This is a genomic window from Pedobacter sp. ASV12, from assembly GCF_016429155.1.
In the GTDB taxonomy this organism is placed as follows: Bacteria; Bacteroidota; Bacteroidia; order Sphingobacteriales; family Sphingobacteriaceae; genus Pedobacter.
The window spans coordinates 1-24,618 of the sequence record NZ_JAELUC010000065.1 but is presented as its reverse complement, the minus strand read 5'-3'; the positions used below and the strand labels follow the sequence as shown (position 1 = coordinate 24,618).

Annotated in this window: 24 protein-coding genes; 17 read left to right on the top strand and 7 right to left on the bottom strand. The window is 45.0% G+C overall.

Annotated elements, in window-relative coordinates; translation table 11 throughout:
* Positions 1–96: 96 nt before the first annotated feature.
* Positions 97–522, top strand: a complete 426-nt coding sequence (locus tag JHD69_RS14470) for a KUP/HAK/KT family potassium transporter (protein ID WP_441339475.1) — start codon at positions 97–99, stop codon at positions 520–522.
* 435 nt (positions 523–957) lie between these two features.
* Here the strand turns inward: JHD69_RS14470 and JHD69_RS14465 are convergent, their stop codons facing one another.
* The gene (locus tag JHD69_RS14465; protein ID WP_199141054.1) at positions 958–2,910 is read right to left on the bottom strand and encodes an amino acid permease; all 1,953 of its coding nucleotides are present in this window, start codon (positions 2,908–2,910) and stop codon (positions 958–960) included.
* A 406-nt stretch (positions 2,911–3,316) separates the two neighbouring features.
* Here JHD69_RS14465 and JHD69_RS14460 point away from each other — a divergent pair, with 406 nt between their 5' ends.
* Positions 3,317–3,550 carry a hypothetical protein gene (locus tag JHD69_RS14460; protein WP_199141051.1) on the top strand — a complete coding sequence of 78 codons (234 nt, stop codon included), beginning with the start codon at positions 3,317–3,319 and terminating at the stop codon, positions 3,548–3,550.
* Between the two features lie 68 nt (positions 3,551–3,618).
* Here the strand turns inward: JHD69_RS14460 and JHD69_RS14455 are convergent, their stop codons facing one another.
* The 5 genes from JHD69_RS14455 to yihA all read right to left on the bottom strand — a co-directional run bounded on the left by JHD69_RS14455 (position 3,619) and on the right by yihA (position 9,387).
* Entirely contained in the window at positions 3,619–5,541 is a 1,923-nt protein-coding gene (locus JHD69_RS14455; RefSeq protein WP_199141050.1) for an LTA synthase family protein, read from the bottom strand.
* Positions 5,542–5,647: 106 nt separating this feature from the next.
* Entirely contained in the window at positions 5,648–7,363 is a 1,716-nt protein-coding gene (locus tag JHD69_RS14450) for a M3 family oligoendopeptidase (protein WP_199141049.1), read from the bottom strand.
* A 23-nt stretch (positions 7,364–7,386) separates the two neighbouring features.
* Positions 7,387–7,770 (bottom strand): hypothetical protein, encoded by a 384-nt coding sequence (locus JHD69_RS14445; RefSeq protein ID WP_199141048.1) that lies wholly within the window; start codon positions 7,768–7,770, stop codon positions 7,387–7,389.
* A 35-nt stretch (positions 7,771–7,805) separates the two neighbouring features.
* Complete coding sequence (locus tag JHD69_RS14440) at positions 7,806–8,663, bottom strand: UbiA-like polyprenyltransferase (protein WP_199141047.1); 858 nt, start codon at positions 8,661–8,663, stop codon at positions 7,806–7,808.
* An 88-nt stretch (positions 8,664–8,751) separates the two neighbouring features.
* Positions 8,752–9,387, bottom strand: a complete 636-nt coding sequence (gene yihA / locus JHD69_RS14435; protein ID WP_199141046.1) for a ribosome biogenesis GTP-binding protein YihA/YsxC — start codon at positions 9,385–9,387, stop codon at positions 8,752–8,754.
* Positions 9,388–9,538: 151 nt separating this feature from the next.
* Here yihA and ubiE point away from each other — a divergent pair, with 151 nt between their 5' ends.
* The 14 genes from ubiE to JHD69_RS14365 all read left to right on the top strand — a co-directional run bounded on the left by ubiE (position 9,539) and on the right by JHD69_RS14365 (position 23,180).
* Positions 9,539–10,270: a bifunctional demethylmenaquinone methyltransferase/2-methoxy-6-polyprenyl-1,4-benzoquinol methylase UbiE gene (gene ubiE, locus JHD69_RS14430; RefSeq protein WP_199141045.1), complete on the top strand. Its 732-nt coding sequence runs from the start codon at positions 9,539–9,541 to the stop codon at positions 10,268–10,270.
* Complete coding sequence (gene porT, locus JHD69_RS14425; RefSeq protein ID WP_199141044.1) at positions 10,267–11,016, top strand: type IX secretion/gliding motility protein PorT/SprT; 750 nt, start codon at positions 10,267–10,269, stop codon at positions 11,014–11,016. Before ubiE ends, porT begins: the two co-directional genes overlap by 4 nt.
* Positions 11,017–11,067: 51 nt before the next feature.
* A complete protein-coding gene (locus tag JHD69_RS14420) occupies positions 11,068–11,826 on the top strand; it encodes an SDR family NAD(P)-dependent oxidoreductase (protein ID WP_199141043.1) in 759 nt (252 codons plus the stop codon).
* Positions 11,827–11,882: 56 nt separating this feature from the next.
* Positions 11,883–12,332 carry a GatB/YqeY domain-containing protein gene (locus tag JHD69_RS14415; RefSeq protein WP_199141042.1) on the top strand — a complete coding sequence of 150 codons (450 nt, stop codon included), beginning with the start codon at positions 11,883–11,885 and terminating at the stop codon, positions 12,330–12,332.
* A 110-nt stretch (positions 12,333–12,442) separates the two neighbouring features.
* On the top strand, positions 12,443–13,207 hold the full coding sequence (locus JHD69_RS14410) for an alpha/beta fold hydrolase (RefSeq protein WP_199141041.1): 765 nt from the start codon (positions 12,443–12,445) through the stop codon (positions 13,205–13,207).
* Positions 13,207–13,869 carry a CBS domain-containing protein gene (locus tag JHD69_RS14405; RefSeq protein WP_199141040.1) on the top strand — a complete coding sequence of 221 codons (663 nt, stop codon included), beginning with the start codon at positions 13,207–13,209 and terminating at the stop codon, positions 13,867–13,869. Before JHD69_RS14410 ends, JHD69_RS14405 begins: the two co-directional genes overlap by 1 nt.
* 8 nt (positions 13,870–13,877) lie before the next feature.
* Entirely contained in the window at positions 13,878–14,759 is an 882-nt protein-coding gene (locus tag JHD69_RS14400) for an NAD kinase (protein WP_199141039.1), read from the top strand.
* A 1-nt stretch (position 14,760) separates the two neighbouring features.
* Positions 14,761–15,564 carry a DUF6089 family protein gene (locus JHD69_RS14395; RefSeq protein WP_199141038.1) on the top strand — a complete coding sequence of 268 codons (804 nt, stop codon included), beginning with the start codon at positions 14,761–14,763 and terminating at the stop codon, positions 15,562–15,564.
* Positions 15,565–15,582: 18 nt separating this feature from the next.
* Entirely contained in the window at positions 15,583–16,323 is a 741-nt protein-coding gene (locus JHD69_RS14390; RefSeq protein WP_199141037.1) for an isoprenyl transferase, read from the top strand.
* A 63-nt stretch (positions 16,324–16,386) separates the two neighbouring features.
* Positions 16,387–18,930: an outer membrane protein assembly factor BamA gene (gene bamA / locus JHD69_RS14385; protein ID WP_233165924.1), complete on the top strand. Its 2,544-nt coding sequence runs from the start codon at positions 16,387–16,389 to the stop codon at positions 18,928–18,930.
* A 19-nt stretch (positions 18,931–18,949) separates the two neighbouring features.
* Positions 18,950–19,480, top strand: coding sequence for an OmpH family outer membrane protein (locus tag JHD69_RS14380; protein ID WP_199141036.1), 531 nt, complete (start codon positions 18,950–18,952; stop codon positions 19,478–19,480).
* 45 nt (positions 19,481–19,525) lie between these two features.
* Entirely contained in the window at positions 19,526–20,122 is a 597-nt protein-coding gene (locus JHD69_RS14375; protein ID WP_199141035.1) for an OmpH family outer membrane protein, read from the top strand.
* 63 nt (positions 20,123–20,185) lie between these two features.
* A complete protein-coding gene (gene murI, locus JHD69_RS14370) occupies positions 20,186–21,013 on the top strand; it encodes a glutamate racemase (RefSeq protein WP_199141052.1) in 828 nt (275 codons plus the stop codon).
* A gap of 265 nt (positions 21,014–21,278) precedes the next feature.
* On the top strand, positions 21,279–23,180 hold the full coding sequence (locus tag JHD69_RS14365) for a class II glutamine amidotransferase (RefSeq protein ID WP_199141034.1): 1,902 nt from the start codon (positions 21,279–21,281) through the stop codon (positions 23,178–23,180).
* A 361-nt stretch (positions 23,181–23,541) separates the two neighbouring features.
* Here JHD69_RS14365 and JHD69_RS14360 read toward each other — a convergent pair whose 3' ends face one another.
* On the bottom strand, positions 23,542–24,165 hold the full coding sequence (locus JHD69_RS14360) for a LysE family translocator (RefSeq protein WP_199141033.1): 624 nt from the start codon (positions 24,163–24,165) through the stop codon (positions 23,542–23,544).
* A gap of 212 nt (positions 24,166–24,377) precedes the next feature.
* On the opposite strand from JHD69_RS14360, the gene JHD69_RS14355 reads away from it, so the two are divergent.
* A partial coding sequence (locus JHD69_RS14355; protein WP_199141055.1) for a hypothetical protein occupies positions 24,378–24,618 on the top strand: 241 nt, incomplete at its 3' end.

Sequence of the window (24,618 nt, the reverse complement as noted above, 5' to 3'; positions counted from 1 at the left end):
CCCCCCCCCCCCCCCCCCCCCCCCCCCCCCCCCCCCCCCCCCCCCCCCCCCCCCCCCCCCCCCCCCCCCCCCCCCCCCCCCCCCCCCCCCTTTTAGATGTGTATAAGAGACAGGCCGTATACGATGGATTATAAGGTTGAATTCCTTATACCAGGCAAACTGATCAGGATCGATTTCAAATTGGGCTTTAGGGTAGAGCAACGCGTAAATCTCTTGTACCGCAAGGTGGTTGAAGAACTGGTTAAAAATGGCGAAGTTGACATTACCAGTCAATACACCTCATTGAACCGTCATAAGATTGCCGGCGATTTCCGCTTTGTACTTTTGGAAAAACACCTGTCCAAGTTCAGCAAGCTGAGCTTCTACGAGCGTAGCATTATGAATTACTACTTCTTGCTGAAACACTTCGCCTTATCGGAGGAAAGCAGTTTTGGTTTGGATTCGAGTTATGTGGACGTAGAAAAGGTACCGTTGATTTTTGTAACGCCTGATGATATCGAACTGAACCGATTGGCGGTTTAGCGGGTTGCGGTTAACAGCTCAGTTATCAGTTTGTAGTTGCCAGTTTGCAGTTGTCAATCCAAAGTGGAATAGAAAGCTGAACGGCAGATCAATCTTTTTTCCTTAAATATTCGCTGAAAACGTTGTTGATGTATTTGTCATTAAAACCAACAACGGTAATTTCCTTGAGCCTGATTTTTGTAGGTTTTTCATCGAGATAGCCTTCTTTGTCAAAGCTATGGATAAGGACGCTCTTCTTTTTTACTTTAACAATAGAGCCAATCTAAAAAAAGTGTTTGTCGCGCTCGTCTTATACCTTGTAATTTCGGTATTTATAGTCTTGCTTTTATCTTATCTTAACCCATTGTCAGCTTATACAGCTTTAACCCTGAATAGCCTTTTGATTCTACCTGGTTTTTCCTTTTCTATGAGAGCTCAGCTTTTCGAAGATGGTCACTACTGATTAATTGTAGCCTGGCCCAATTTACTGTGCCTGTAGCCGTATAAGAAGTAAATTACCAAGCCTACGACCAGCCAAATGCCAAAGCCGATCCAGTTGGAAATACCCAGCTCGCACATCATGTACAAACAGCAGATCAGGCCTAATACCGGAATGAGCGAAAGGTTTTTGGTGATACAGAAATAAGCAATGATGACACAGATGAACAAGAAAATCCACATCGGAATTTTATGCTTGAACAAAGACCAGCCACTTTCGTATTTCTTAGCATGGGAGATAGAAGATTTAGCCATGAAATCGTCGTATTGCGCAGGCGTTAGGCTGTTGAGGTAAGCCTCGGCATCAATCTGTTTACCTTGCAAAACCACGGGATTCGTGCTGATTTCCCTTTTAACCGTTTCCAGTTCCTTTTCGTTCAGGGAAGTGATAAAGGCAACTGGTCCGTTTACTTTGGTTTCGTTGGTGATGAAAGCCATGGTTTCGGGCTTAAATTTAGTAAAGGCCACTGCCAGAACCGCAATGAAAGCTATCGGAATGATAAACTTCGAATTCACATAGGGAATCCTGAATTTGCCGCGTTGTACATCGGGTTTGTTTTGCAACACCAAAACGCCTGCACAAACCAATACAAAGGCAAATAGGGTGCCGATAGAACAAAGATCGGTTACGATGGTCAGGTTCATGAACAACGATGGTACGGCTACCACAAAACCTACCACAATGGTGGCAAACGAAGGTGTTTTGTATTTGGGATGGATCTTAGAAAACGATTTTGGCAATAAGCCATCACGACTCATGCTCATCCAGATACGTGGTTGGCCCATTTGGAATACCAGCAATACGCTGGCCATGGCAAAAACGGCACTTACGGCAATAATCCCGCTCATCAGTTTCAGGTCTATCTGATCGAAAACAAAGGCCAATGGATCGCCCACGGCTAAGCTATCAGATCTTACAATGCCGGTCAGTACCAAGGCAATGGCGATATAAAGTACCGTACAAATGATAATGGCCCACATCATGCCGCGGGGCAAATCGCGTTGCGGATTTTTGCATTCTTCGGCCGTTGTAGAAATGGCATCGAAGCCGATGTAGGCAAAGAAAACCGCCGAAACCCCTTTTAGAATACCCGAAACGCCATTTGGCGCAAAAGGATTCCAGTTTTTGGTATCGATGTAAAAAACGCCCACGGCGAGCACCAATAAAATCACGGCCAACTTCACGACAACCATGGCATTGCTGGCGTTTCTCGATTCTTTCATGCCTCGGTAAATGAGCCAGGTAATGAAGATAATGATGGCCAAAGCCGGCAGGTCGGCCACCAAATGGAAGCCTCCAATTTGTGGTGCGGTAGTCCAGGCATGGCTGGCTATACGTGTAGCCTCGTCAAGATTGGTTACGCTCTTGCCCGCACTTAAAAGCGCCTCGGCATGTTTATGACCGTTTAAGGCCGAGAGGTAGTCCATGGTGGCCCAATCGGGAATGTTGATGCCGTTATCTATGCCCAGGGCAGGTATTCGTATGGAGGAGAGCAGGCCCGTAAAGTAATCGGACCAGGAAATGGCCACCGTTATGTTGCCAATGGCATACTCCATGATAAGCGACCAACCGATAATCCAGGCGACCAATTCGCCAAAAGCTACGTACGAATAAGTGTAGGCACTGCCCGAAACGGGTACCATCGAAGCAAATTCGGCATAGGCAAAGGCGGCAAAACTACAGGCTACTGCAGTAAAAATAAACAGAAAGATGACGGCCGGACCGCCATCGGCGCTGGCTTTGCCAATGGTGCTGAAAATACCGGCACCAATAATGGCAGCAATACCAAAAGCAGTTAAATCTCTTACGCCTAGGGTTTTGTGCAAGGCGTCGCCATGGTCGCCATAGCCTTTTGCCGCATCTTCTAGAATTTTACTGATAGACTTCTTCCTGAATAGTTTTTCGAACATTTGTTGCTTGGTTGTTTTCCCAAACATAAAAAAAATATGCTTTAAATAAGAAGGCTTGTATAAGAAGGTTACACTAAATCTTCTTCTTTTATGGCTAAAGCAATCTTTTTGGAAAATCCTTAGGCCTACGGCAGGAGCGAAGTAGTTTTAAAACGCCTAAGCCAACGAGTTGAATTGCTTTTTGCAAGGTCATGTGTATGCCAACGGGCATGGAACCTGCTATCAATTATTTGGTAATTTAAAGGATTGTTTTAACTTTATAAGAACAAAAATTATCTGATAGTTAAGTGTTTGCGATAAAGCGGGTAAACAGCTTTATAATCAATAAAATTATAGGACATAGATGGCTTAGCAGACTGACGTGTAACATAATTGTCTATTGTTTATAACCTAAAACTTAAAAAAGATGAGAAAATCAGCCCTAAAAAGCAATGCTTTGAAGCAAGGTGAATTGCTTACCCGCGATCAAATGAAAGATGTATTAGGCGGTTCCAGCCAATCGGAATCAATAATTTGCCAAATTGCGCTATGTTCGGCCACCGACCAGCACGGCAATTATTTTGATGGCCTTTGCGATAGGGATTGCTATTGTGTTTCTCCCGACGGCATGTCTTCGCCTGAAGGCTGCGGCCGATGGTAAGTCCATGATAAAAAAAAGCCCCAAAACTTAATTTTGGGGCTTTTTTGATGTCTTTTCTGATTGATGGCCTATTTGACAAACTGATATAGCTGATGGCGCAACAGGTAACTGGCCGACTGGTAGTAGGAAATGGCTTCGTTGGTTATTAACGGCGACGATTTGATGGGCGTGGTGGCAAAACTGTTGGTATCAACCTTAAAGGCCTCTATTTTTTGCTGAGGCGATAAAATAACCAATTGGTCGCCTTTCAAATACCCCAGATTTTGATAAGTGCTGATGAAAGCCCTGCGCTGGCTGGCTGGTGTATGGAACACATCGAAGCCAAAAAACTTCGAAGTATAGCTCACGTTTAAAAGTCCGAGCAGGGTGGGTGGGATATCGATTTGCGAAGTAAGCCCGCTATACGTCTGGGGCTTGATGATGCCCGGTGCATAAACGATCATCGGAATTCGATAATTCTTGATAGGCAGTTCGGTTTTGCCGGCGCTCGAAGCACAATGGTCGGCCACGATCACAAAAATGGTGTTCTTGAACCAAGGCTTGCTCCGGCTGTCGTTGATGAACTTGCCAATGGCGTAGTCGGTATATTTTACGGCACCTTGCCTGCCGGTGTGCGACGGAATATCAATGCGGCCATCAGGATAAGTAAAAGGCCTGTGGTTAGAGGTAGTCATCACCTGGCTAAAGAAAGGTTTACGCAGTTTGTAGTTGGCATCGAAGGTCTTGCCTGCCAGCGTAAAAAGATCCTCATCGGCCACCCCCCAGATGTTTTCGTAATGGATGTCTTTTTTATCGGTAATGGCCGACCTATCGATAACTTGGTAGCCGTTGTTGCCGAAAAAGTAATTCATGTTGTCGAAATAGCCATAGCCTCCATAAATGTATTGTGTGGTATAGCCTTTGCTGCGGAGTACGCTTCCTAGCGAAAATTTGTTTTCGTTATTGGGCCTTTTCACCACCGATTGCCCTGGCGTAGGTGGCAGGCTGATCGACAAGGCTTCGAGGCCACGCACGGTCCGGGTGCCGGTGGCAAAGAGATGATCGAAGAATAGGCCTTGGTTGGCCAGGCTATCCAAATTTGGCGTAATGTGTTCGGTGTTGCCAAACCTCGATAGGAAATCGCCACTAAGACTTTCTACGCTGATCATCACCAGGTTGTAGCTGTGTTGCGCGCCCGGATAATCGATTTTTCGGGTAATGGAGGTGAGGCTATCGCTTAAAAAGGTGCTGTTGTTGCTGCTTACGGCTTTCCTTACCGTGGTAAAAATGTCGTGAATAGGGGCCTTGGCATAAAATTGGTCGTAATCGAGTTCGTTGTGGATAAAGGCCGAACCAAAATCGTAGATTCCATTTCCCGAAAGCTCGGAAGCATATTGGTTGCTGCTGAATTTTTTGGCGCCATTGCTGCCCAGCAAAAAAACCAATACCGGCAGCAGCAACAGGGCTAAAGTAATCAAACTCCTCCGACCAAACCTGAAGCGCTGGGTTTCGTCGTTTTTAATGTGTTTTTTGCTAAACACGAGTACCAGTATGCTACAAACCAGAATGCCAATAAGTAAAGGAACAATGGGGTACGACTGCCAAATATTGCCAATTACCTCTGTGGTGTAGATGAGGTAATCTACGGCGATGAAATTATAGCGAGTCGAAAATTCGTCCCAGAACAGCCACTCCGAAACCGCATTGAAAAGCAGCAAGGCCGTGGCCACAAAACATAGCCCATAGGTAATAAAACGGAACCATTTTTTATAGTAAAGCCTGTTCGGAACGAGCCAAAGGTAAAGCACAAAAGGAATGAGAAAGAAAGTGCTCATCAAAGTATCGTTAAACCAGCCGATCAGGAAAATGCCCAAAAACTGGAAGGGGTTGGGGTCTAACTGACGAAACGATGAAATTAATAAGGCCACCCGGGTGACGAACGAAATGGCAACAATTAAAAAATACAGAAAAGCCAATAGTCGGTAACGACTGGCCAGCAGTTTCTTCAGCATGAGATTACAATGGTTGAGAATTGATGGTACAAATATATCTTCTAATTCTGAATACAAAAAAAAAGCGGGGTCAAATTAAACCCCGCTTTTACTTGACTTAAAAGGATTACCCTAGTTTGTTTAACTCTTCTTTTACAAAATTGGCCAGTTCCTTGATGTAGCTGGCGCTAAAATCGAATTTGATTCCGGCAGTTTCGTAAATTTCGTTCATGGGTTTGGTGTAGCCCAGGGCCAATGCGTCTAAATATTGGTTCAAGGCTTTTTCAGGATTTTCCTTATAGTTTTTCCAAACGGCAATGGCGCCCAATTGGGCAATAGCATATTCGATATAATAAAATGGCACTTCGAACAAATGCAACTGCTTTTGCCAAAGGTTGCCCAATTGCTGGTCAAAGCCCGTCCAATCGGCAAAACCTGCGCCAAAACGTTCGTAAATTTGTTTAAAAGCAGTTTCCCTGTCGGCAGCGTTATGGTTCGGGTTGGTGTAAATCCAGTGCTGAAACTGGTCTATTACAGCCACCCAAGGCAGGGTTTTCAGTACATCGGCCAATTGCTCTTTTTGGGCACGGATCAAGTCTTCCTCCTTGTCGAAATAAACATCCCAGTTATCCATTGATATCAATTCCATGCTCATCGAAGCCAATTCGGCTACTTCTGAAGGGCAATGCTTAAAATCGTTCAGCTCTAAATTAGCGGTTAAGAACGTGTGGATGGCATGGCCGCCTTCGTGCACCATGGTGGTCAAATCCCTTAAGGAGTTGGCCGAGTTCATGAAAATAAAAGGTGCACCGGTTTCGGCCAATGGGTAATTGTAGCCTCCCGGGGCCTTGCCCATCCGGCTTTCTACATCAAAAAGCTTATTGGCTTTCATAATGGCCAGTTTTTCGCCCAGTTCAGGGCTGATGGCGGCAAAGCAATCGATGCTTTTGTCGATGAGTTCCTGACCGTTGTTAAAGGGTTTCAAGGCAGGTTTTCCGCTGGTGCTTACCTCCATATCCCAAGGTTTGAGCTCGGTTAAGCCCAAAGCCTCGCGTCTTTTTTCGGCCTGTTCTCTCAATACCGGAACCACTTCTCTTTCAATGGCTTCGGCAAAGTCGTAGCAATCTTTTGGTGTGTAGTCAAAACGGCCCAGGGCCTGAAACATGTAATCGCGGTAATTTTCAAAACCCGCATTGAGTGCTACTTTGTGGCGCATGGCTACCAGTTCGTCAAATAAGATGTTCAGCTCGTCTTTGGCAACCAGTCGGCGCTGCTGTATGGTTGCCCAGGCATTTTGCCTAACCTCGCGGTTGGTATCTTTTAAGAAGTTGGCGGCTTGCTCCAAGGTATACTCTTGGCCATTTAATTCAACGCTCATGGCACCTGTAATGCCCTGGTATTTTTGCTGGGTTACCTGTAGCTGCGTAAACAGCTCGATGTTTTCTTCGCGGTAAAGCTCCAGAGCCTTTTTGATGGCACGGATGTATACAAAATATTTGTCTTTGTCTAATTGCTCTAGCCAAGGGCTTTCGCTGAATTTCTTGTTCAGTTCGTTGGCAATCGGCGAAATCTTGGGCTCTATTTCGGTGGCGAAATATTGGAAATCCTTTACCAATGCCTCATTTGCCGTATCGCAGCTCATTTTGATGTAGCGCCAGGCGAAATCTTCCTCCAAAGCCGCTTCCAGCTCACTTTTGTCGCGTAGCCACTGTTCCAGTTCCTCCACGCTGCTGATTTCCCTTTTTAATAGTTCATCGAATATCGGTGCAAGGTTTTCCCACTCGATTTTTAAATCCTGCGGAATATATGTTCTGGGTTTTTTGTGTATTGTTAAATCTTTCATGTCTTTTTTTGATGAGGTCTTAATTATTTCAGGCCAAAAACGTCTTCATAGCTCACATAGTCCTTTCGGCCAATGGCATAAATCAGTTTGCCGTTTTCGTCTTTGATGATGCCCTGGCTTTCGTCGTTAGCTTTCGGAAAATTGATTTCGTATTTCCTGCCGTCTTCGAGCACAATGCCATAGGTTTCTACACCATTTTCGGTTTTGATCGAATTTTGGGTGTAGTTAAATTTTTTGCTTTTTCCAAGGCTGTCTGTTAACATAAAACTTTTGGCTTCAAAGGTTATTTTGGTTTTTGTTCCCTTGGTATCGGTAGCTTTCCATTCGCCTCGGTAGGTATCAGAGCCGCTGCAGGCCATTAACAGGCCTACGAAAAGCCCCAATGATAAATGAACCAATTTTTTCATGTTTTATTATTTAAAAGTTAGGATCGATTAGATTTTTATCTTGTTCTTAAAAAGGCGTCGAGCAAAAAGCAAAGGGCAAAAATAACCGATGCAAAGCCATTGGTGGTGGCAAAGGCACGATCTACCTTGCTGATGTCTGTTGGCTTAACCAGCAGGTGCTGATAAATAAGCATGGCGCAGAAAAATACGATGCCGATATCGTAAACCCAGCTCAGCTCGGCATAAAACAAGGGCATAATAACGCAGGCTGCAGATAAAACATGCAACACTACCGATAATCTCAGTGCATTTTTAATGCCCATGGCGGCCGGAATGGAGTGTAGTTTTTGCTCGCGGTCGAAATCTTCGTCCTGCAAGGCGTAAATAATGTCGAAACCGCTAACCCAAAAAAGTACGGCAAACGAATAGAACAAAGGAACGATGTTAAACTGTCCGGTTACCGCAATGTAGGCGCCGATAGGGGCTAGCGATAAGCCAAGGCCCAAAACCAAGTGGCATAGCGCCGTAAAGCGTTTGGTGTAGCTGTAAAAAAGCACTACAAGCAAAGCCACGGGCGATAAATAGAAGCAGAGCTTATTGATAAAGAAGGTGGCGGCAATAAATAGCACACAGTTTACAATCACAAAGAACAGTGCCTCATTGGCCGAAACCCGTCCTGCCGGAATATCGCGCATTTGCGTACGTGGGTTTTTGGCATCGATATTTCGGTCTAAATAACGGTTAAAGGCCATGGCCGCATTGCGTGCAAATACCATACACAGGATAACCAGCACCAGCAAATACCAATGAAACGGATTTTGCGTAGTGGTTACGCCCAAAAAGAAGCCGATCATGGCAAAGGGCATGGCGAAAATGGAATGCGCAAATAAAACAAGCGAAAAGTATTTTTTCATTGCGATGGGTATTGGGTATTGAGATGTGGGTATTGAGTATTGAGATAAAGTTAGAACTGAAAACTGGCAACTGAAAACCGCCAAACAATTAACTCCCGTTATAAAACTTAGGGTCGATAACAGGCATTACAAAATCTTGGTTCACCTCGTCAATAAAGCCCAGCACACCTTCCTTGCCTTGTTTTTTCTCTGATGAGGTTATGAAAAAAGAGGGCACTTCCTCAAACCACTGCTTCAGTGCTTTATTGAACTTGGCCACATTCTGGTCGGTTTTTGGCCCCGATTGCTTATCGGCTTTGGTGTAAACCAAGGCAAATGGAATGCCGCATTCGCCCAGCCAGCAACAAAACTCGAGGTCTATTTGCTGCGGTTCAAGCCTACTGTCTATCAGTACAAAAACGCATTGCAGGTTCTCTCTCTTGGTGAGGTAATTGCGGATAAATTTCTCCCATTTCTCGCGACTGGTTTTCGAAACCCTGGCGTAGCCATACCCAGGCAAATCAACAATGTACCAGCTTTCATTGATCAAAAAGTGGTTAATCAGCTGTGTTTTTCCGGGTCTTTGCGAGGTTTTGGCCAATCCAGGCTGACTTACCAGCATATTGATCAACGACGATTTGCCCACGTTAGAACGTCCAATAAAGGCATATTCGGGCCTGTCTGGAGCCGGCAAGGCCGAAACCTTGGTATTGCTCACTACGAATGTGGCAGATTTTATAATCATAATACAAAGGTAGGAATTAAAGATTGGAGTTGGCGCGTTTTGTGTCTCGCGTTTGGCTCGAGGCATTTGGATTCAATGCGGTCCGCTGTCCGCCCTTCGCTATTCTTTTAAAAAAATCAAACAATTAACCATTTTCTCTATCTTTGGGGCAATGACAAATCGAGAAGTTACTCCCTATGCTGGTACAGCTACCAAAAAAGAACAGGTAGCTACGATGTTCAACAATATTTCGCACACCTACGATTTTCTGAACCATTTTTTGTCGTTGGGCATCGATATCATTTGGAGGCGCAAGGCAATCAGGGAACTGTTGAGTATACAGCCCCGTAAAATTTTGGATGTGGCTACCGGAACAGGCGATTTTGCTTTCGAATCCATTAAAATACTTCATCCCGATAAGGTTGTTGGGGTTGATATTTCGGAAGGGATGCTGGAAGTGGCACGCAAAAAGATTGGCGAACGCAACCTAGGCCATGTATTTTCGGTACAGTTGGGCGATTCGGAAGGGCTGCATTTCGACGATGATACTTTCGATGCCATTACAGTAGCCTTTGGCGTAAGAAATTACGAAAACCTGGAAAAAGGATTGGCAGACATGTTGCGCGTGCTCAAGCCCGAAGGCAAGATCGTCATCCTCGAGTTTTCTAAACCAAGGACTTTCCCTATCAAGCAAGGCTATAATTTTTACTTCAAATACATTACACCGTTTTTTGGCCGTCTTTTTTCGAAAGACAAAAGAGCGTACACCTATTTGCCTGAGTCGGTGGCCGCTTTTCCTGATGGCAAGTCTTTTACCCAGCTTATGGAAAAAGTGGGCTATAAAAATACCAAACACCGTTCTTTAACGTTTGGAATAAGTGCAATTTATACCGGTACTAAATGAGCAGAAAATTAACCCTCTTTGTGATGTTGTTTCTTTTCGCTGCTGGTTGGGCAAAGGCTCAAAACTGGGGTGGAGGCATTGATCAGGAACGTTTCAATTGGGGGTTTAGCTTTCAGTATATTTCTTCGGAATTGAAGCTTTGGAAAAATAAGGATTGGCGCGCACCGTATTACGATGCAACATTGCCGGGCTATGCCACAGACCAGTTGGCTTCCATTTCGTCGCCACCATCGGTAGGCTTTGGTATCGGTTTTGTAGTTAACAGTCAACTAACCAGTAATTTAGATGCACGTTTTACGCCAACCTTGGTTTTTAACGATCGCGTAATCCAATATAACTATGTACAGCCCGCCGTGTACAATGTGGGTACTTCGATGATCGAAAAAAAGGTACAGGCCACGGTAATCGATCTTCCCATTGGACTAAAAATCAAATCAGACCGGCTCATGAACTTTCGGGCCTACATGATTGGCGGCCTTAAATACTCGATGGATCTGGCCTCGGGCAAAAAGAGCAACGACGAGGCCGCGGCGCCTATAGACAAGTTGATCAAAAACAAGAAAAGCTTCCTTTCCTACGAGGCGGGCATTGGCTTCGATATTTACTTCGAATATTTTAAAATGTCGCCAGAATTTAAGCTATCTTATTCATTTAAAGACATTATGAAGCATGAAAGCAATCCTTTCATGGACCCGATACAAAAGGCAAAACTCAGACATTTTACTTTCAGCTTATTTTTTGAATAGCGCGGGGCGTAAAAAAATAATACCTTTGTTTATCATCATTATTTCATACACATGGCTAAAATCGCATTAATTACGGGTGCAAGTTCAGGTATTGGCGAAGCTTGTGCACATATTTTTGCCCAACAGGGCTATCACCTGATCCTAATTGGAAGACGGGAAAATCTACTGGAGAAAATTGCCCATCATTTGGCCGATAAATATGCCATAGAGGTCAAAAAGATACAGGCCGATGTACGTGACAAGGAAAACATCAGCTATGTACTCGAAACCCTGCCCAGCCAGTGGAAAAACGTAGATGTGCTGATCAACAATGCCGGATTGAGCCAAGGCCTGGATCCTATAGACAAAGGCGATACCGACGATTGGGATACGATGATTGATACCAATGTAAAAGGACTGCTCTATGTTTCGAAAATCGTTTCGGGCTGGATGGTGAACCAAAAGAAAGGACATATCGTCAATATCGGTTCTATTGCGGGTAAAGAAGTTTATGCCAATGGAAATGTATATTGTGCCACCAAGCATGCGGTTGATGCCCTGAACAAAGGCATGCGCATCGACCTGTTGCCACACGGCATTAAGGTAACCGCCATTAATCCCGGCATGGTAGAAACCGAGTTTTCGGTGGTTCGCTTTAAGGGCGACGAGGCCAGAGCGAAAAAGGTATACGACGGATTGGAACCTTTAGTTGCCCAAGACATTGCCGAAGCCATTTGGTTTGCGGTAAGCCGTCCACCACATGTAAACATTAACGATATGCTCATTATGCCTACGGCGCAGGCCACGGCAACAACGGTAGTGAGGAAGTAGCTGGCAATTGAAACAAAGGCGGCAATTCAATAGATAAAAGCAATACGAGAAAAGCAATGATAGCAAATACGATAGATCAGGAAATCAAGCAAGCCATGTTGGCTAAAGACCAGGCCAGGTTAAGGGGCCTGCGGGCAATCAAGGCCGCTTTGCTGCTGGCCAAAACCGAAAAAGGCCATACCGAAGAAATCAATGAAGAAGCAGAAATCAAAATCCTGCAAAAACTGGTTAAGCAACGTAAAGAATCGGCTACAATTTATCAAGAGCAGGGACGCGAAGACCTTTATGCGGTAGAACAGGAAGAAATTGAGGTCATCAGCCAGTTTTTGCCAAAGCAGCTAGACCGGGCCGATATAGAATTGGTTGTATCGCGCATTGTCTCCGAGTCTGGGGCAACTTCTATCAAAGAAATGGGCAAGGTAATGGGATTGGCCAATAAAGAACTGGCGGGCAAAGCCGACGGCAAGCTGATCGGCGAGATTGTTAAAGCGCAATTGGGTCAATAAAAAATAGCCCCGCTTTACACTATCCCCGAAAAAATATTGATATTATTACGGTAAATTAATTTTACTCTATTAACTTAGTAGCACATACCAAACAGTACAACATACTATATATGAAATACGAAGTAATTGATGAAGATGGGTTTAAATACATTGAGGCGGGTGAAGGCGAACCGTTGGTATTACTTCATGGGCTAATGGGCGAATTGAGCAATTGGGAGCCCACTTTAGATTATTTTAAGGCAAACTACAAGGTAATTGTGCCTATTTTGCCTATCTATGATCTACCCTTGCTAACCTTGGGCGTAAAAAGCTTATCTAAGTACATTTTGCGTTTCCTTAAATTTAAAAAACTAAATCAGGTGGTGCTTGTTGGTAACTCGTTGGGCGGACACGTAGGGCTGGTATTTACCGTTGCACACCAAGAATATGTAAAGGCCCTGGTACTGACCGGCAGCTCTGGCCTGTATGAAAATGCATTTGGTGGCTCCTTTCCGCGAAGAGAGAGCTACGATTATGTGCGCGAGAAAGTAGAGTTTACCTTCTACGATCCGGCTACGGCTACCAAAGAACTGGTTGACGAAGTATTCAGGTCAATCAACGACCGCTCGAAAGTAATCCGTATCCTCGCTTTGGCCAAATCAGCCATTCGCCACAACATGGCAAAGGAATTGCCAAAAATTACTATTCCAGTTTCGCTCATTTGGGGCAAACAAGATAAGATTACGCCGCCAGAAGTGGCCGAAGAGTTCCATCAGCTGCTGCCCAACTCCGAACTGAACTGGGTTGACGAATGTGGCCATGCGCCCATGATGGAAAGACCGACTATTTTTAACGAATTGCTGAATACCTTTTTAAGTAGGATTTTATTAAAATAATGTTTGCTTCAGAACTCATATCGAATGTCATCCCGCCTCTAAAAACTTCCGACACTGCGCAGAAGGCTTTAGAGCGCATGGCCGAGTTCAAGCTTTACCATTTGCCCATTGTGAACGAAACCCAGTTCCTGGGCCTTATTTCAGAAGACGAGCTGATCGAAGTGCGAGACCAGCAAACGCCGATAGGCAGCCTCTCGCTAACTATCTTAAATCCTTTTGTTTTCGAAAATGCCCATATTTACGATGTAATCCGGCTGTTCAACCTTTTGCAACTGTCGCTGGTGCCCGTACTCGATGCCCATAAAAACTACCTTGGCGTCGTTTCTATCAACAACCTCCTGCAATATGCGGCAGAAACCTATGCCGTTAAGGAGCCGGGCGGCATTATCGTATTGTCTATCAGCAACCGTAACAATTCTTTGGCGCACATGGCCCAGATCGTTGAAGCAGACAACGCGCAAATCCTTTCCTCTTATGTCAGTTCTTTCCCCGATTCTACCAGGTTGGAAGTAACCTTGAAAATTAATAAGACAGAGCTTTCAAGTATCATATCTTCTTTTGAGCGCTATGACTACGAAGTAAAAGCTGTTTTTAACAATACACAGGACGATAACGGTACAGAAGATAGATTCAATTCTTTCATGAACTATTTAAACGTATAAAAACCTGCATGAAAATAGCAATTTACGGCAGAGATTTTAATGACAGTGTATTGCCTTTTGTACAGGAGGTATTCGACGTGCTGGCCCAGCATCCGATAGAAATACTGGTGTTTTTGAAGTTCAACAACTTTATCAGGAATAAAATCAGCCTGCCGGCCCATGTCAAAACTTTTAGTACGCATGCCGAGCTGGTTGACCAGGCCGACGTGCTGCTAAGCCTTGGTGGCGATGGAACCCTGCTCGATACGCTGTCGCTGGTGCGTGATTCGCAGATACCGGTTATCGGTATCAATTTTGGCCGTTTGGGCTTTTTGGCCAGTATTAACAAGAACGAGATCAAAACCGCCATCGAAGCCCTGGTTAACGGCCATTACTCGCTCGATAAAAGGGGAGTGCTTAATCTGGAATCGCAGAACAACCTGTTTGGCGAAGAGAATTTTGCGCTGAACGACATGACGATCCACCGGAGGGACAATTCGGCCATGATGATTATCCATGCCTACCTTAATGGCGAGTTTTTGAACTCCTATTGGGCTGATGGATTGATCATTGCTACCCCAACCGGTTCTACGGCCTACTCGCTGAGCTGCGGCGGACCGATTATTTCGCCCAATGCACAGAACTTCGTCATTACGCCAGTAGCGCCGCACAACCTCAACGTAAGGCCCATTATCGTGCCCGACGATGTGGCGCTTACTTTCGAAGTAGAAGCCAGGAGCACCAAGTTTTTGCTAACCTGCGATTCGAGGACCGAAACCGTCGACCGTTCGGTTAAGATTACCATCAACAAGGCTAAATTCAATATTAACCTGATCCGCCTTAACAATGAAAGCTATCTCACTACGTTAAGGAATAAACTACTGTGGGGCATAGATACACGGAACTATTAAGATGAGCTATACAAAAGCATTCCTAACGCTTGTTGGTCTATTATCTTTTGGCATGGCCGCTTTGGCCCAGCGCTTTGAGGTGGGCGCACATGCGGGAGGCTCTTCTTATATGGGCGACTTGAACCAGTACAACCCAGTCAAAATCAGTGGCATCGAAGCAGGAGCTTTTGTAAAGCTCAATTTTAATCCGCATTTGGCTCTCGGCCTGCATTATAACTATGGCAAGGTAAAAGGCAACGATGCCAGTTCAAACAACGAACAGTTCCGCCAGCGCAACCTGAGCTTTTTTACCCCACTCAATGAGTTTAGCCTTTTGGTCGATTTTAATTTCTTCGACATGTTCGCCTACAACGGCAGAAGGCGCTTTACCCCCTTTCTGTTTGGCGGGGTGGGTACGGTATTGTTCGAACCCAAGGCCAACTATGAGGGAGAAACCTATAAGCTGAGACTGTACTACACCGAAGGACAGCCCAAAGCCTACAAAAAATATGCGCTCACCTTTCCTATTGGTGCAGGCACCAAGTACAAGCTCAACGACAGCTGGACGCTTTTTACACAGGTCGGTTTCAGGATTCCGCTAACCGATTATATCGACGACGTCAGCGGCCTTTATCCCGATCCGAACGTTTGGACCCGAAACCAGGGGTTAAGCCGGGCACTTTCAGACCGTTCGGGAGAAAAAACAGGCATCTACATCGGCGAACCAGGTACCCAAAGAGGCGATTTTAGAAAAAGGGACAGCTACATGTTTGTAGGTATTGGGATATCTTATACCTTTGTGAGCCAAAAATGTTTTACTTTTTAGGGCGCTGACACAGCAGAAATGGGATTTAAAGAACAAATTGATATCAATCGCTTGCCACAACACATCGCTATTATTATGGATGGCAATGGGCGTTGGGCAAAAAACCAAGGTAAATTTCGTGTTTTTGGTCACGAAAGCGGCGTGCTTTCTGTAAAGGATATTGTAGAAGGCTGTGTAGATATTGGTATTAAGTACCTTACCGTTTATGCTTTCTCTACCGAAAACTGGAACCGTCCCATTGAAGAAGTCAATGCCCTCATGGAACTGCTCATTGCAACCATCAACCAAGAGGCCGAAACCCTGAATAAAAACAACGTCAGGCTAAATGCCATCGGCGACCTGAAATCTTTGCCCCAAAAATGCATCGACGATTTGGCCAGCGCCATGGAAACCACCGGCAAAAATGATAAATGTACCCTTACCCTGGCTTTGAGCTACAGCGCCAAATGGGAAATTGTAGAGGCAACCAAGAAAATCGCCGAGCAGGCCAAGGAAGGAAAAATAAACATCGATGAAATTGACGAAAGCGCTTTTGCTGCACAACTGACCACCACCAATATTCCTGATCCCGAACTGATGATACGCACCAGTGGCGAACATCGGATCAGTAATTTCCTGCTTTGGCAGATGGCTTATACCGAATTATATTTTACCGAAACCCTTTGGCCCGACTTTAGAAGAGAAGATCTTTTTGAGGCCATCGTCGACTATCAAAAACGCGAACGTCGCTTCGGAAAAATTAGTGAACAATTGAACTAATTTTACTTTTAACACTTTTTAACATGTGTTTAAATTAACTTAGCAACGTTTTTTAGATTGTAAATGAAAAGAATATACCAACTTATTTTCTTGCTGTTGATCGGCTTGCCAACCATGGCGCAAATCCGTACCCAACCTTCGCAAGCGGCCCCTTCCTTAAAAGTTAACGGTTCGAGTTTAGACTATTTTAACCCAAAAGAATATGTAATTGGCGGCACAACTTTGTCGGGCGCCAAATACCTGATCGAAGATGTAATCATCACCCTGTCTAAGCTAACCAAAGGCGAACGTATCGTATTGCCGGGTGAGGCTACTTCAAATGCAATCAAAAACCTATGGGCACAAGGCCTTTTCGACGATGTGCAGCTGAACATTACCAAGATCGATTTAGACACGGTTTATTTCGATATCCAAGTGGTAGAGCGTCCACGCCTCAGTGCCTTCGAAATTTTGGGGGTAAGCAAATCGCAAAAGACAGACCTTAACGAAAAATTGGCCGATAAAGCAGGTAGGACTATCATTAACGACAACCTTTACAATACCACCAAGTCTATCATCAAAAAATACATGTACGACAAGGGGTTCTTTTATACCACCATCGATTTCAAGTCTAAGCCAGATCCCAACCAGGAGAACAGCGTGATCCTGCAAGTCGATATCAATAAAGGAAAGCGTGTAAAAGTGCACGAAATCAAGTTTACGGGCAATAAGGAGTTTTCTTCGGCCAAGCTGAGGAAGTATTTGAAAAAGACCAAGCAACAGGCCTTTTATAAGATTTTCGGCAGTGGCAAGTTCAACAAGGAAAAATACGAAGAAGACAAGTTGAAGCTGGTAGCCAAAATGCAGGAAAAAGGCTACAGGGATGCTGCCATTTTAAAAGACAGCATTTACAGGTATAGCGATAAGGCCATCGGCATTAAGCTCGATCTTTATGAAGGCCCGAAATACTACTTTGGCAATATCACCTGGATTGGCAATGCCAGATACCCGACAGACTATCTTGAAAAAGTTTTCGGCATAGAAAAAGGCGAAGTTTTTAGCGAAGAAAAACTAGAAAAGAAATTAAGAGGCAGTGCCAGTGGCGACGATGTTTCGAGCGTTTACCTGAATGATGGCTACCTGACCTTTAACATCGATCCGGTACAAACCAAAATCCATAACGATACGGTTGACGTAGAAATGCGTATTTACGAAGGCCCCCAGTATACCAATAACAAAATTACGGTAGTAGGCAACACCATTACCAACGACAGGGTAGTATTGCGCGAAATCCGTACCAAGCCGGGCGATAAATTCTCTAAAGAGCTGTTGGTACGAAGCGTACGCGAAATCGGTGCTTTGGGCAACTTTGACGAGTCGAAGACCAATCCGATTCCTAAGCCAAACCCATCTGATGGTACGGTAGATATCGAATATCACGTAGAAGAGAAACCTTCAGACCAGATTGAGCTTTCGGGCGGTTTTGGCGGAGGCCGTGTAATCGGTACCTTGGGCTTAACCTTCAACAACTTCTCGTTAAAAAACCTGTTTAATGGCGAAGCCTACAGACCGTTGCCAAAAGGCGATGGCCAAAAGCTGAGCTTGCGCGGACAAACCAACGGTAAGTATTACCAATCTTACAGTTTCTCTTTCTCTGAGCCTTGGTTCGGCGGCAAGAAACCCGTAAGTTTTGGGTTGAGCGCTTTCACTTCGTTGCAATCTAACGGCTTATCGGCCGCCGATGGCAACTACCAAAAAATCCGTTTGAACGGCGTTTCGGTGAGCTTGGGCAGAAAGCTGAATTGGCCAGACAACTGGTTCTCTTTGGTGCATACCATTAACCTGAACCAATACATCTTGAATAAATACCCTGGTTACCTGTTCAGCACCGGTACTTCTTACAACTTGAACTTAACCCAAGAGATTGCCCGCGATTCGAGGAACAACAATATTTTCCCTACAGGCGGTTCGTACATCAGGTTTACCATTCAGGCAACACCTCCTTACTCGTTGCTGAATAAAATTAACTACGCTACGGCTTCAGATAAGCAACGCTATAAGTTTACCGAGTACCACAAATGGAAATTTGAGGCACAATGGTTCGAAAGCGTAGTAGGCAAACTGGTATTTAAAGGCCAGGCGCAATTTGGTTTCTTGGGCCAGTACAACAAGGCCGTTGGCCAGTCGGCGTTCGAACGCTTTAAGTTGGGTGGCGACGGTATGCAGGGCTTCGACTTCTTGCAGGGCTCTGAATTAATTGCCATGCGTGGCTACTCAAACAACTCGGTTGTTCCGGTAGGTGCCAACGTAAATATTGCCCAAAGTTCGGGTAGCCCGATCTTTAGTAAATACGTAATGGAGCTGCGCTACCCGGTTATTGCCAAGCAAGAAGCAACCGCTTTTGTAACGGCATTTGCCGAAGGTGGTAACACTTGGAATAAGTTTAGCGATTTTAATCCGTTTAATATTAGGCGGTCTGTAGGTGTTGGAGCTAAGATATTTTTACCGATATTTGGTTTGTTGGGAATTGACTATGGTTATGGATTTGATAAAATCCCAGGTCTTCCTGATGCCAATAAAGGTCAGTTCCACTTCAGTATTGCCCAACAACTTGGCGGATTTAATTAATTTAGCAACACACAAAGCAATGAAAAAGTATTTATTAATCAGCTTTTTGCTCTTGGCGGGTCTGGGAGCATCAGCACAGCGGTTTGCCTATGTAGACACGGAGTATATTCTAAAGCACTTGCCAGAATATAAATCGGCGCTGAGCCAGATCGATGGTTTGTCTAAGCAATACCAGTCGCAAATTGACGAGAGCTTTAACGAAATCGACAAAATGTACAAGGCCTATCAGGCCGATCAGGTTTTGCTGACTGACGATATGCGCAAGCGTAGGGAGAACGATATCATCGAGAAAGAGAAAAAGGCAAAAGAACTACAAAGACAAAAATTTGGTCCAGATGGAGAGCTTTTCCAAATGCGTACCAAGCTGTTAAAGCCCATCCAAGAGAAAGTGGCTACTATAGTTGGGGAGACAGCCAAAAACAAAACCATTGATTTCGTTTTCGACAAAAGCAGCGAATCGACCATGATGATTTATGCCAGCAGCAGCTACGACATCAGCAATGACGTGATTGTTAGGCTGGGCTATAAGCCAGGAACACTAGTTAAATAGAAAACACCATAGATTTTAAAAACAATTATTAAGTAAAATAGAAAAATGAGAAAGTTAATTAACGTATTATTTGTTGCGGCTGGATTAGTGCTCACTGCCAATGTTGCAAATGCGCAACAAAAATTTGGTCACCTGAACTCTGATGACATTTTTGCTAGCTTGCCTGAGGCAAAAACTGTTTCGGCTACCGTAGAGAATTTGGCAAAGTCAAAACAAGCCGAAATCGACAAAATGATTGCAGAGTACCAAACCAAATACAAGGCGGCCGAAGACAAGCAAAAAACCTTGAGCGAAGCCAACAAAGATGTGGTAGGTAAAGAATTGCAGGCTGCAGGTCAGGAAATCCAAGATTTGGCCAAAAGAATTGAAGATGCACGTACAAAAGCAACCAAAGACGTGACCGATAAACAAAACGAGCTTTTCCCTCCGTTGCAACAAAAAGTAGGCAATGCCATTGCAGCTGTTGCCAAAGAAAAAGGATTGGCTTATGTATTCGATACCTCTGTTTCTCAAGGTTTCAACAGCCTTGTTTATTCTGATGGCGGCGAAGACATCACTGCTGCGGTTAAAGCCAAACTAGGCGCTTCTACTACTGCTGCTCCAGCAGCCACAAAACCTGCAGGCACAAAACCTAAACAATAATTCAAAGATATATCGTTATCTTGTGCGGAATTGGAAAACAAACCAATTCCGCTTTTTTTTGCCATGAATAATCAATCGCCCATCGGTATTTTCGACTCTGGCTACGGTGGATTAACCGTATTCAAATCGATCGCGAAGCAACTGCCCCAGTACGACTATATTTACCTTGGCGACAATGCCCGCTCGCCCTATGGCGATCATTCGTTCGAAACGGTTTATCAATATACCCTTGAGTGTGTGGAGTGGCTGTTTGCCCAAGGCTGTCAGTTGGTTATCTTGGCCTGCAATACGGCATCGGCCAAAGCCCTGCGCAGCATCCAACAGTTGGATCTGCCTCAAAAATATCCAGACAGGAGGGTGCTTGGCGTAATCAGGCCAACGGCAGAAGTGGTAGGCCATTACTCGAAAAGCGGCAGCATTGGCGTGATGGGCACCCGCGGAACCGTTAATTCGAAGTCGTACCTCATGGAAATTGGACATTTCTTTCCGGCAGCAAAGGTATACCAGCAAAGCTGCCCCATGTGGGTGCCTTTGATCGAGAACGGCGAACACTTAGATGCTGGCGCCGATTATTTTGTCGATAAATATTTGGGACAGCTATTGGCGCAAGCCCCCGATATCGATTGTATTTTATTGGCCTGCACCCATTATCCCTTGCTGGTGCCTAAAATAGCCCAAAGGCTTCCAGCGCCTATCCAATTGTTGTCGCAAGGCGAGATCGTAGCAAACAGTCTGGCCGACTACCTTAAAAGACACCCAGCAATGGAAAGCCGTTTGGCCAAGAACAATTCAAGAGCCTATTACACCTCGGGCGATACCCAGTCGTTTGATGAACATGCCTCCGTGTTTTTGGGCGAAGCAGTTCGCTCCGAGCGCTTGGCTAACCGATAGGCGATTGCCCGTTTTCAGTTGACAGTTGCCGGTTGGCAGTTGACAAGAAAACCATGCAGTCGATTAGTTGCCGGTTTTCGGTTGACAGTTTGCTATGCAATCAACTCATTAGCCCATCAGTTGGCCAGTGAACCAATGAACTGATGAGCCAATTAAGCCATGATTCGCGCCCTCACTTTTATATTACGATTTTCTGTCAATTCATCGTATTTCTTTCTAGGTTTTGAAACTTTAAAAGGGTAAATTTGCGGCTCAATCACAATCAATGAGCGATCAGATTAAGCACGAATGCGGGATAGCCTTTATCCGCCTGTTAAAACCTCTCTCATACTACCAAGAAAAATACGGTACTGCACTCTACGGCCTGAACAAATTATACCTGTTGATGGAAAAGCAGCACAATCGCGGTCAGGATGGAGCTGGTATTGCAACCATTAAACTCGACATGAAACCAGGTAGCCGTTACATTAGCCGCTACCGTTCTATGGCACAAAATGCAGTTGCGGATATCTTCGGATACGTCCAAAACAAGTTTGTCGACATCCAGAATGAAACGCCCGAGCTGATGAAAGACACGGAGTTCCTGAAGCAGAATGTAAGTTTTATCGGCGAGGTTTTGTTGGGGCATTTGCGCTATGGCACACACGGCAAGAACAGCATCGAGAACTGCCACCCGTTTTTGCGCCAAAACAACTGGATGACCAGGAATTTGGTCATAGCCGGAAACTTCAACATGACCAATGTTGACGAGCTGTTGGAACAGCTTTACGAGTTGGGTCAGCATCCCAAAGAAAAAGCCGATACGGTTACTGTACTTGAAAAAATAGGCCACTTCTTGGACGACGAGAACCAAGAGCTGTTCGATGCCTACAAAAAAGAAGGCTTAACCAACGTAGAAATCACCCAAAAAATATCAAAGAACCTCAATATTGCCAATATCCTGCGTCGCTCGGCTAAAAACTGGGACGGTGGCTATGCCATTTCGGGTATTGTGGGCAATGGCGATGCCTTTGTGCTGCGCGACCCTTCGGGCATTCGTCCGGCATTTTACTACGCCGATGATGAGATTGTGGTGGCGGCTTCAGAAAGACCAGCCATCCAAACCGCGTTTAATGTACAAATCAAGCAGGTAAAGGAAATAGAGCCTGGCCATGCCCTGATTGTGAAGAAAGACGGCACGGTAACCCAGGAAATGTTCCGCGAACCAGCCGAAAAAAGAGCCTGCTCGTTCGAACGTATCTATTTTTCGAGAGGCAGCGATGCCGATATTTACAGAGAACGCAAAAAACTAGGTCATTTGCTCATTCCGCAAGTGTTGGATTCGGTAAAAAAAGACCTGAAAAATACGGTGTTCTCGTTTATCCCGAATACGGCAGAAGTTTCTTTCTACGGAATGGTAGAGGGCCTGCACGATTACATCAGGGAAGTACAGAAAGATACCTTGCTTAACCGTAAGGAGCAACTCAACGATGCCGAACTGGACGAACTTTTGTCTATGGCCCCGCGCGTAGAAAAACTGGCCATCAAGGATGTAAAGCTGCGTACCTTTATTACGCAAGATGCAGATAGGGGAGAAATGGTAGCCCACGTTTACGATACCACTTATGGGGTAATCAAGAACCATACAGACACCCTGATTGCGGTAGACGATTCCATCGTTCGCGGTACAACGCTGAAACAAAGCATCATCAAAATCATCGACAGGCTGCATCCTAAAAAGATTGTCATCGTGTCGTCGGCGCCACAAATCCGCTATCCGGATTGCTACGGCATCGATATGTCGAAAATGGGCCAGTTTGTGGCTTTCGACGCAGCCATTCAGTTGTTAAAGGAGCGTGGCATGGAACATGTCATCGAAGAAGTATACCAAAAGTGCAAAGCTTCGTTGCTGTTGCCAAAAGAAGAAATTGTTAACCATGTTAAAGAAATCTACCGTCCGTTTAAACAGCAGGAGATTTCTGACCAGATTGCCAAAATCATTACCCCAAAAGGAACCGTTGCAGAGGTAGAGGTCATTTACCAAACGCTAGACAACCTGCATTTGGCCTGCCCCAACCATACCGGCGACTGGTATTTCTCAGGAAACTATCCAACACCAGGAGGCAACAAAGTAGTAAACAAAGCTTTCGTTAACTGGAAAGAAGGAAATAATCAAAGGGCCTACTAGCAATAGTGGGCCTTTTGGCTTTTAGGGCCACGCTAGTCGGGATGTGTCATCTCGATCTGAATAACGCTGGATTTGTAATCTAGTATGTGCACTAATTCATTAGGCCGGATTGCAAATCCGGGGTGAGCCAAGTCGGGAAAGCATTCCCAGACCAACCAGAGATGATGGGATTAGCGAGTACTGACTTATGTAAAATAGCCCAGATTGTAGCGGCATCCTTTTTTGCTGCTTAAAGCAAAAAAGATACAGCGTAAAGCTGGACTGCCTTTAAACTTTGGCAGGAACACTGTGCTTCAAAAGCAATTCGCAGTTTCTCTCGAAAGCCATCGCACTACGCACTACGCAATACGCTATTCTAACACTAATAGAACTTAATATAAGTCTTCGTCACCAGCCAAATGGCGAAAAGGATAATGATTACGCCGGCTATTTTGTTGAGCATCACGAGCGAGCTTTCTTTGATGCGGTAGCGCAGCTTGCTCGAATAATAGCTTTTCAGTCCGTCGATGGTGAGCTGGGTAGCCATGGCGATAATGAAGCACAACAGTTTTTCGTAAAACATGTTGTTGAGCTTGATGGAAATGATATTGGTTACAATGATCCAGAACATGAGCGTAGATGGCGTTAAAATGCACATCAGAAAGCCCTTGAGCAGATAGCCTCGCTTGCTTACCTTTACAATTTTGTTTTCTTCGTAATTGATGGATACGGTAGAAAAAAGGTAGTAAATGCCAACCGCAAACAGAAAAATACCACCAATAATGCCAACATATTTGTCGAAACTGGCTTGATATTCTAAAAACTGGCTGCCAAAAAGCACCAGTCCGATCAAGATGATGTCGCTAAAAATTACACCTACCGCTAATGAAAACCCGGCTTTAAATCCACGCTCGATACTGGTCTTGATCATTGCAAAAAAAACGGGACCAGTTAAGAATGAGGAAATTAGCCCGGCACCCATGCCCAATAAAATCGCTTCAAACATTAGCCTATCATATATTTTACGCTAATATGCGATTTTTATAGCTAAATCCTTATCATTTTTAGCTTAGTTTTTCGGTATTCGACAGAGGTGTTTTAGGGAAAAGAAGCCCTATAGCTGGTGTGTAAAAATTACACTTTAGTAAGCCATAAATTTTAATTATGTTTATCAAACTAAATTTAAATTTGAACTAACCTAAATCTTAAAATCCAAACATGGAACAAAATTCAAAGACCAATTGGGCGCAGTTTATCCCGCTGGTAACCGTTTTCTTTTTTTGGGGCTTTGTGGCCGCCAGTAACTGTCTCTTATACACATCTGACGCTGCCGACGAACCACGACATGTGTTGGGGGGGGGGGGGGGGGGGGGGTGTGAGGGGGGGGGGGGGGGGGGGGGGGGGGGGGGGGGGGGGGGGGGGGGGGGGGGGGGGGGGGGGGGGGGGGGGGGGGGGGGGG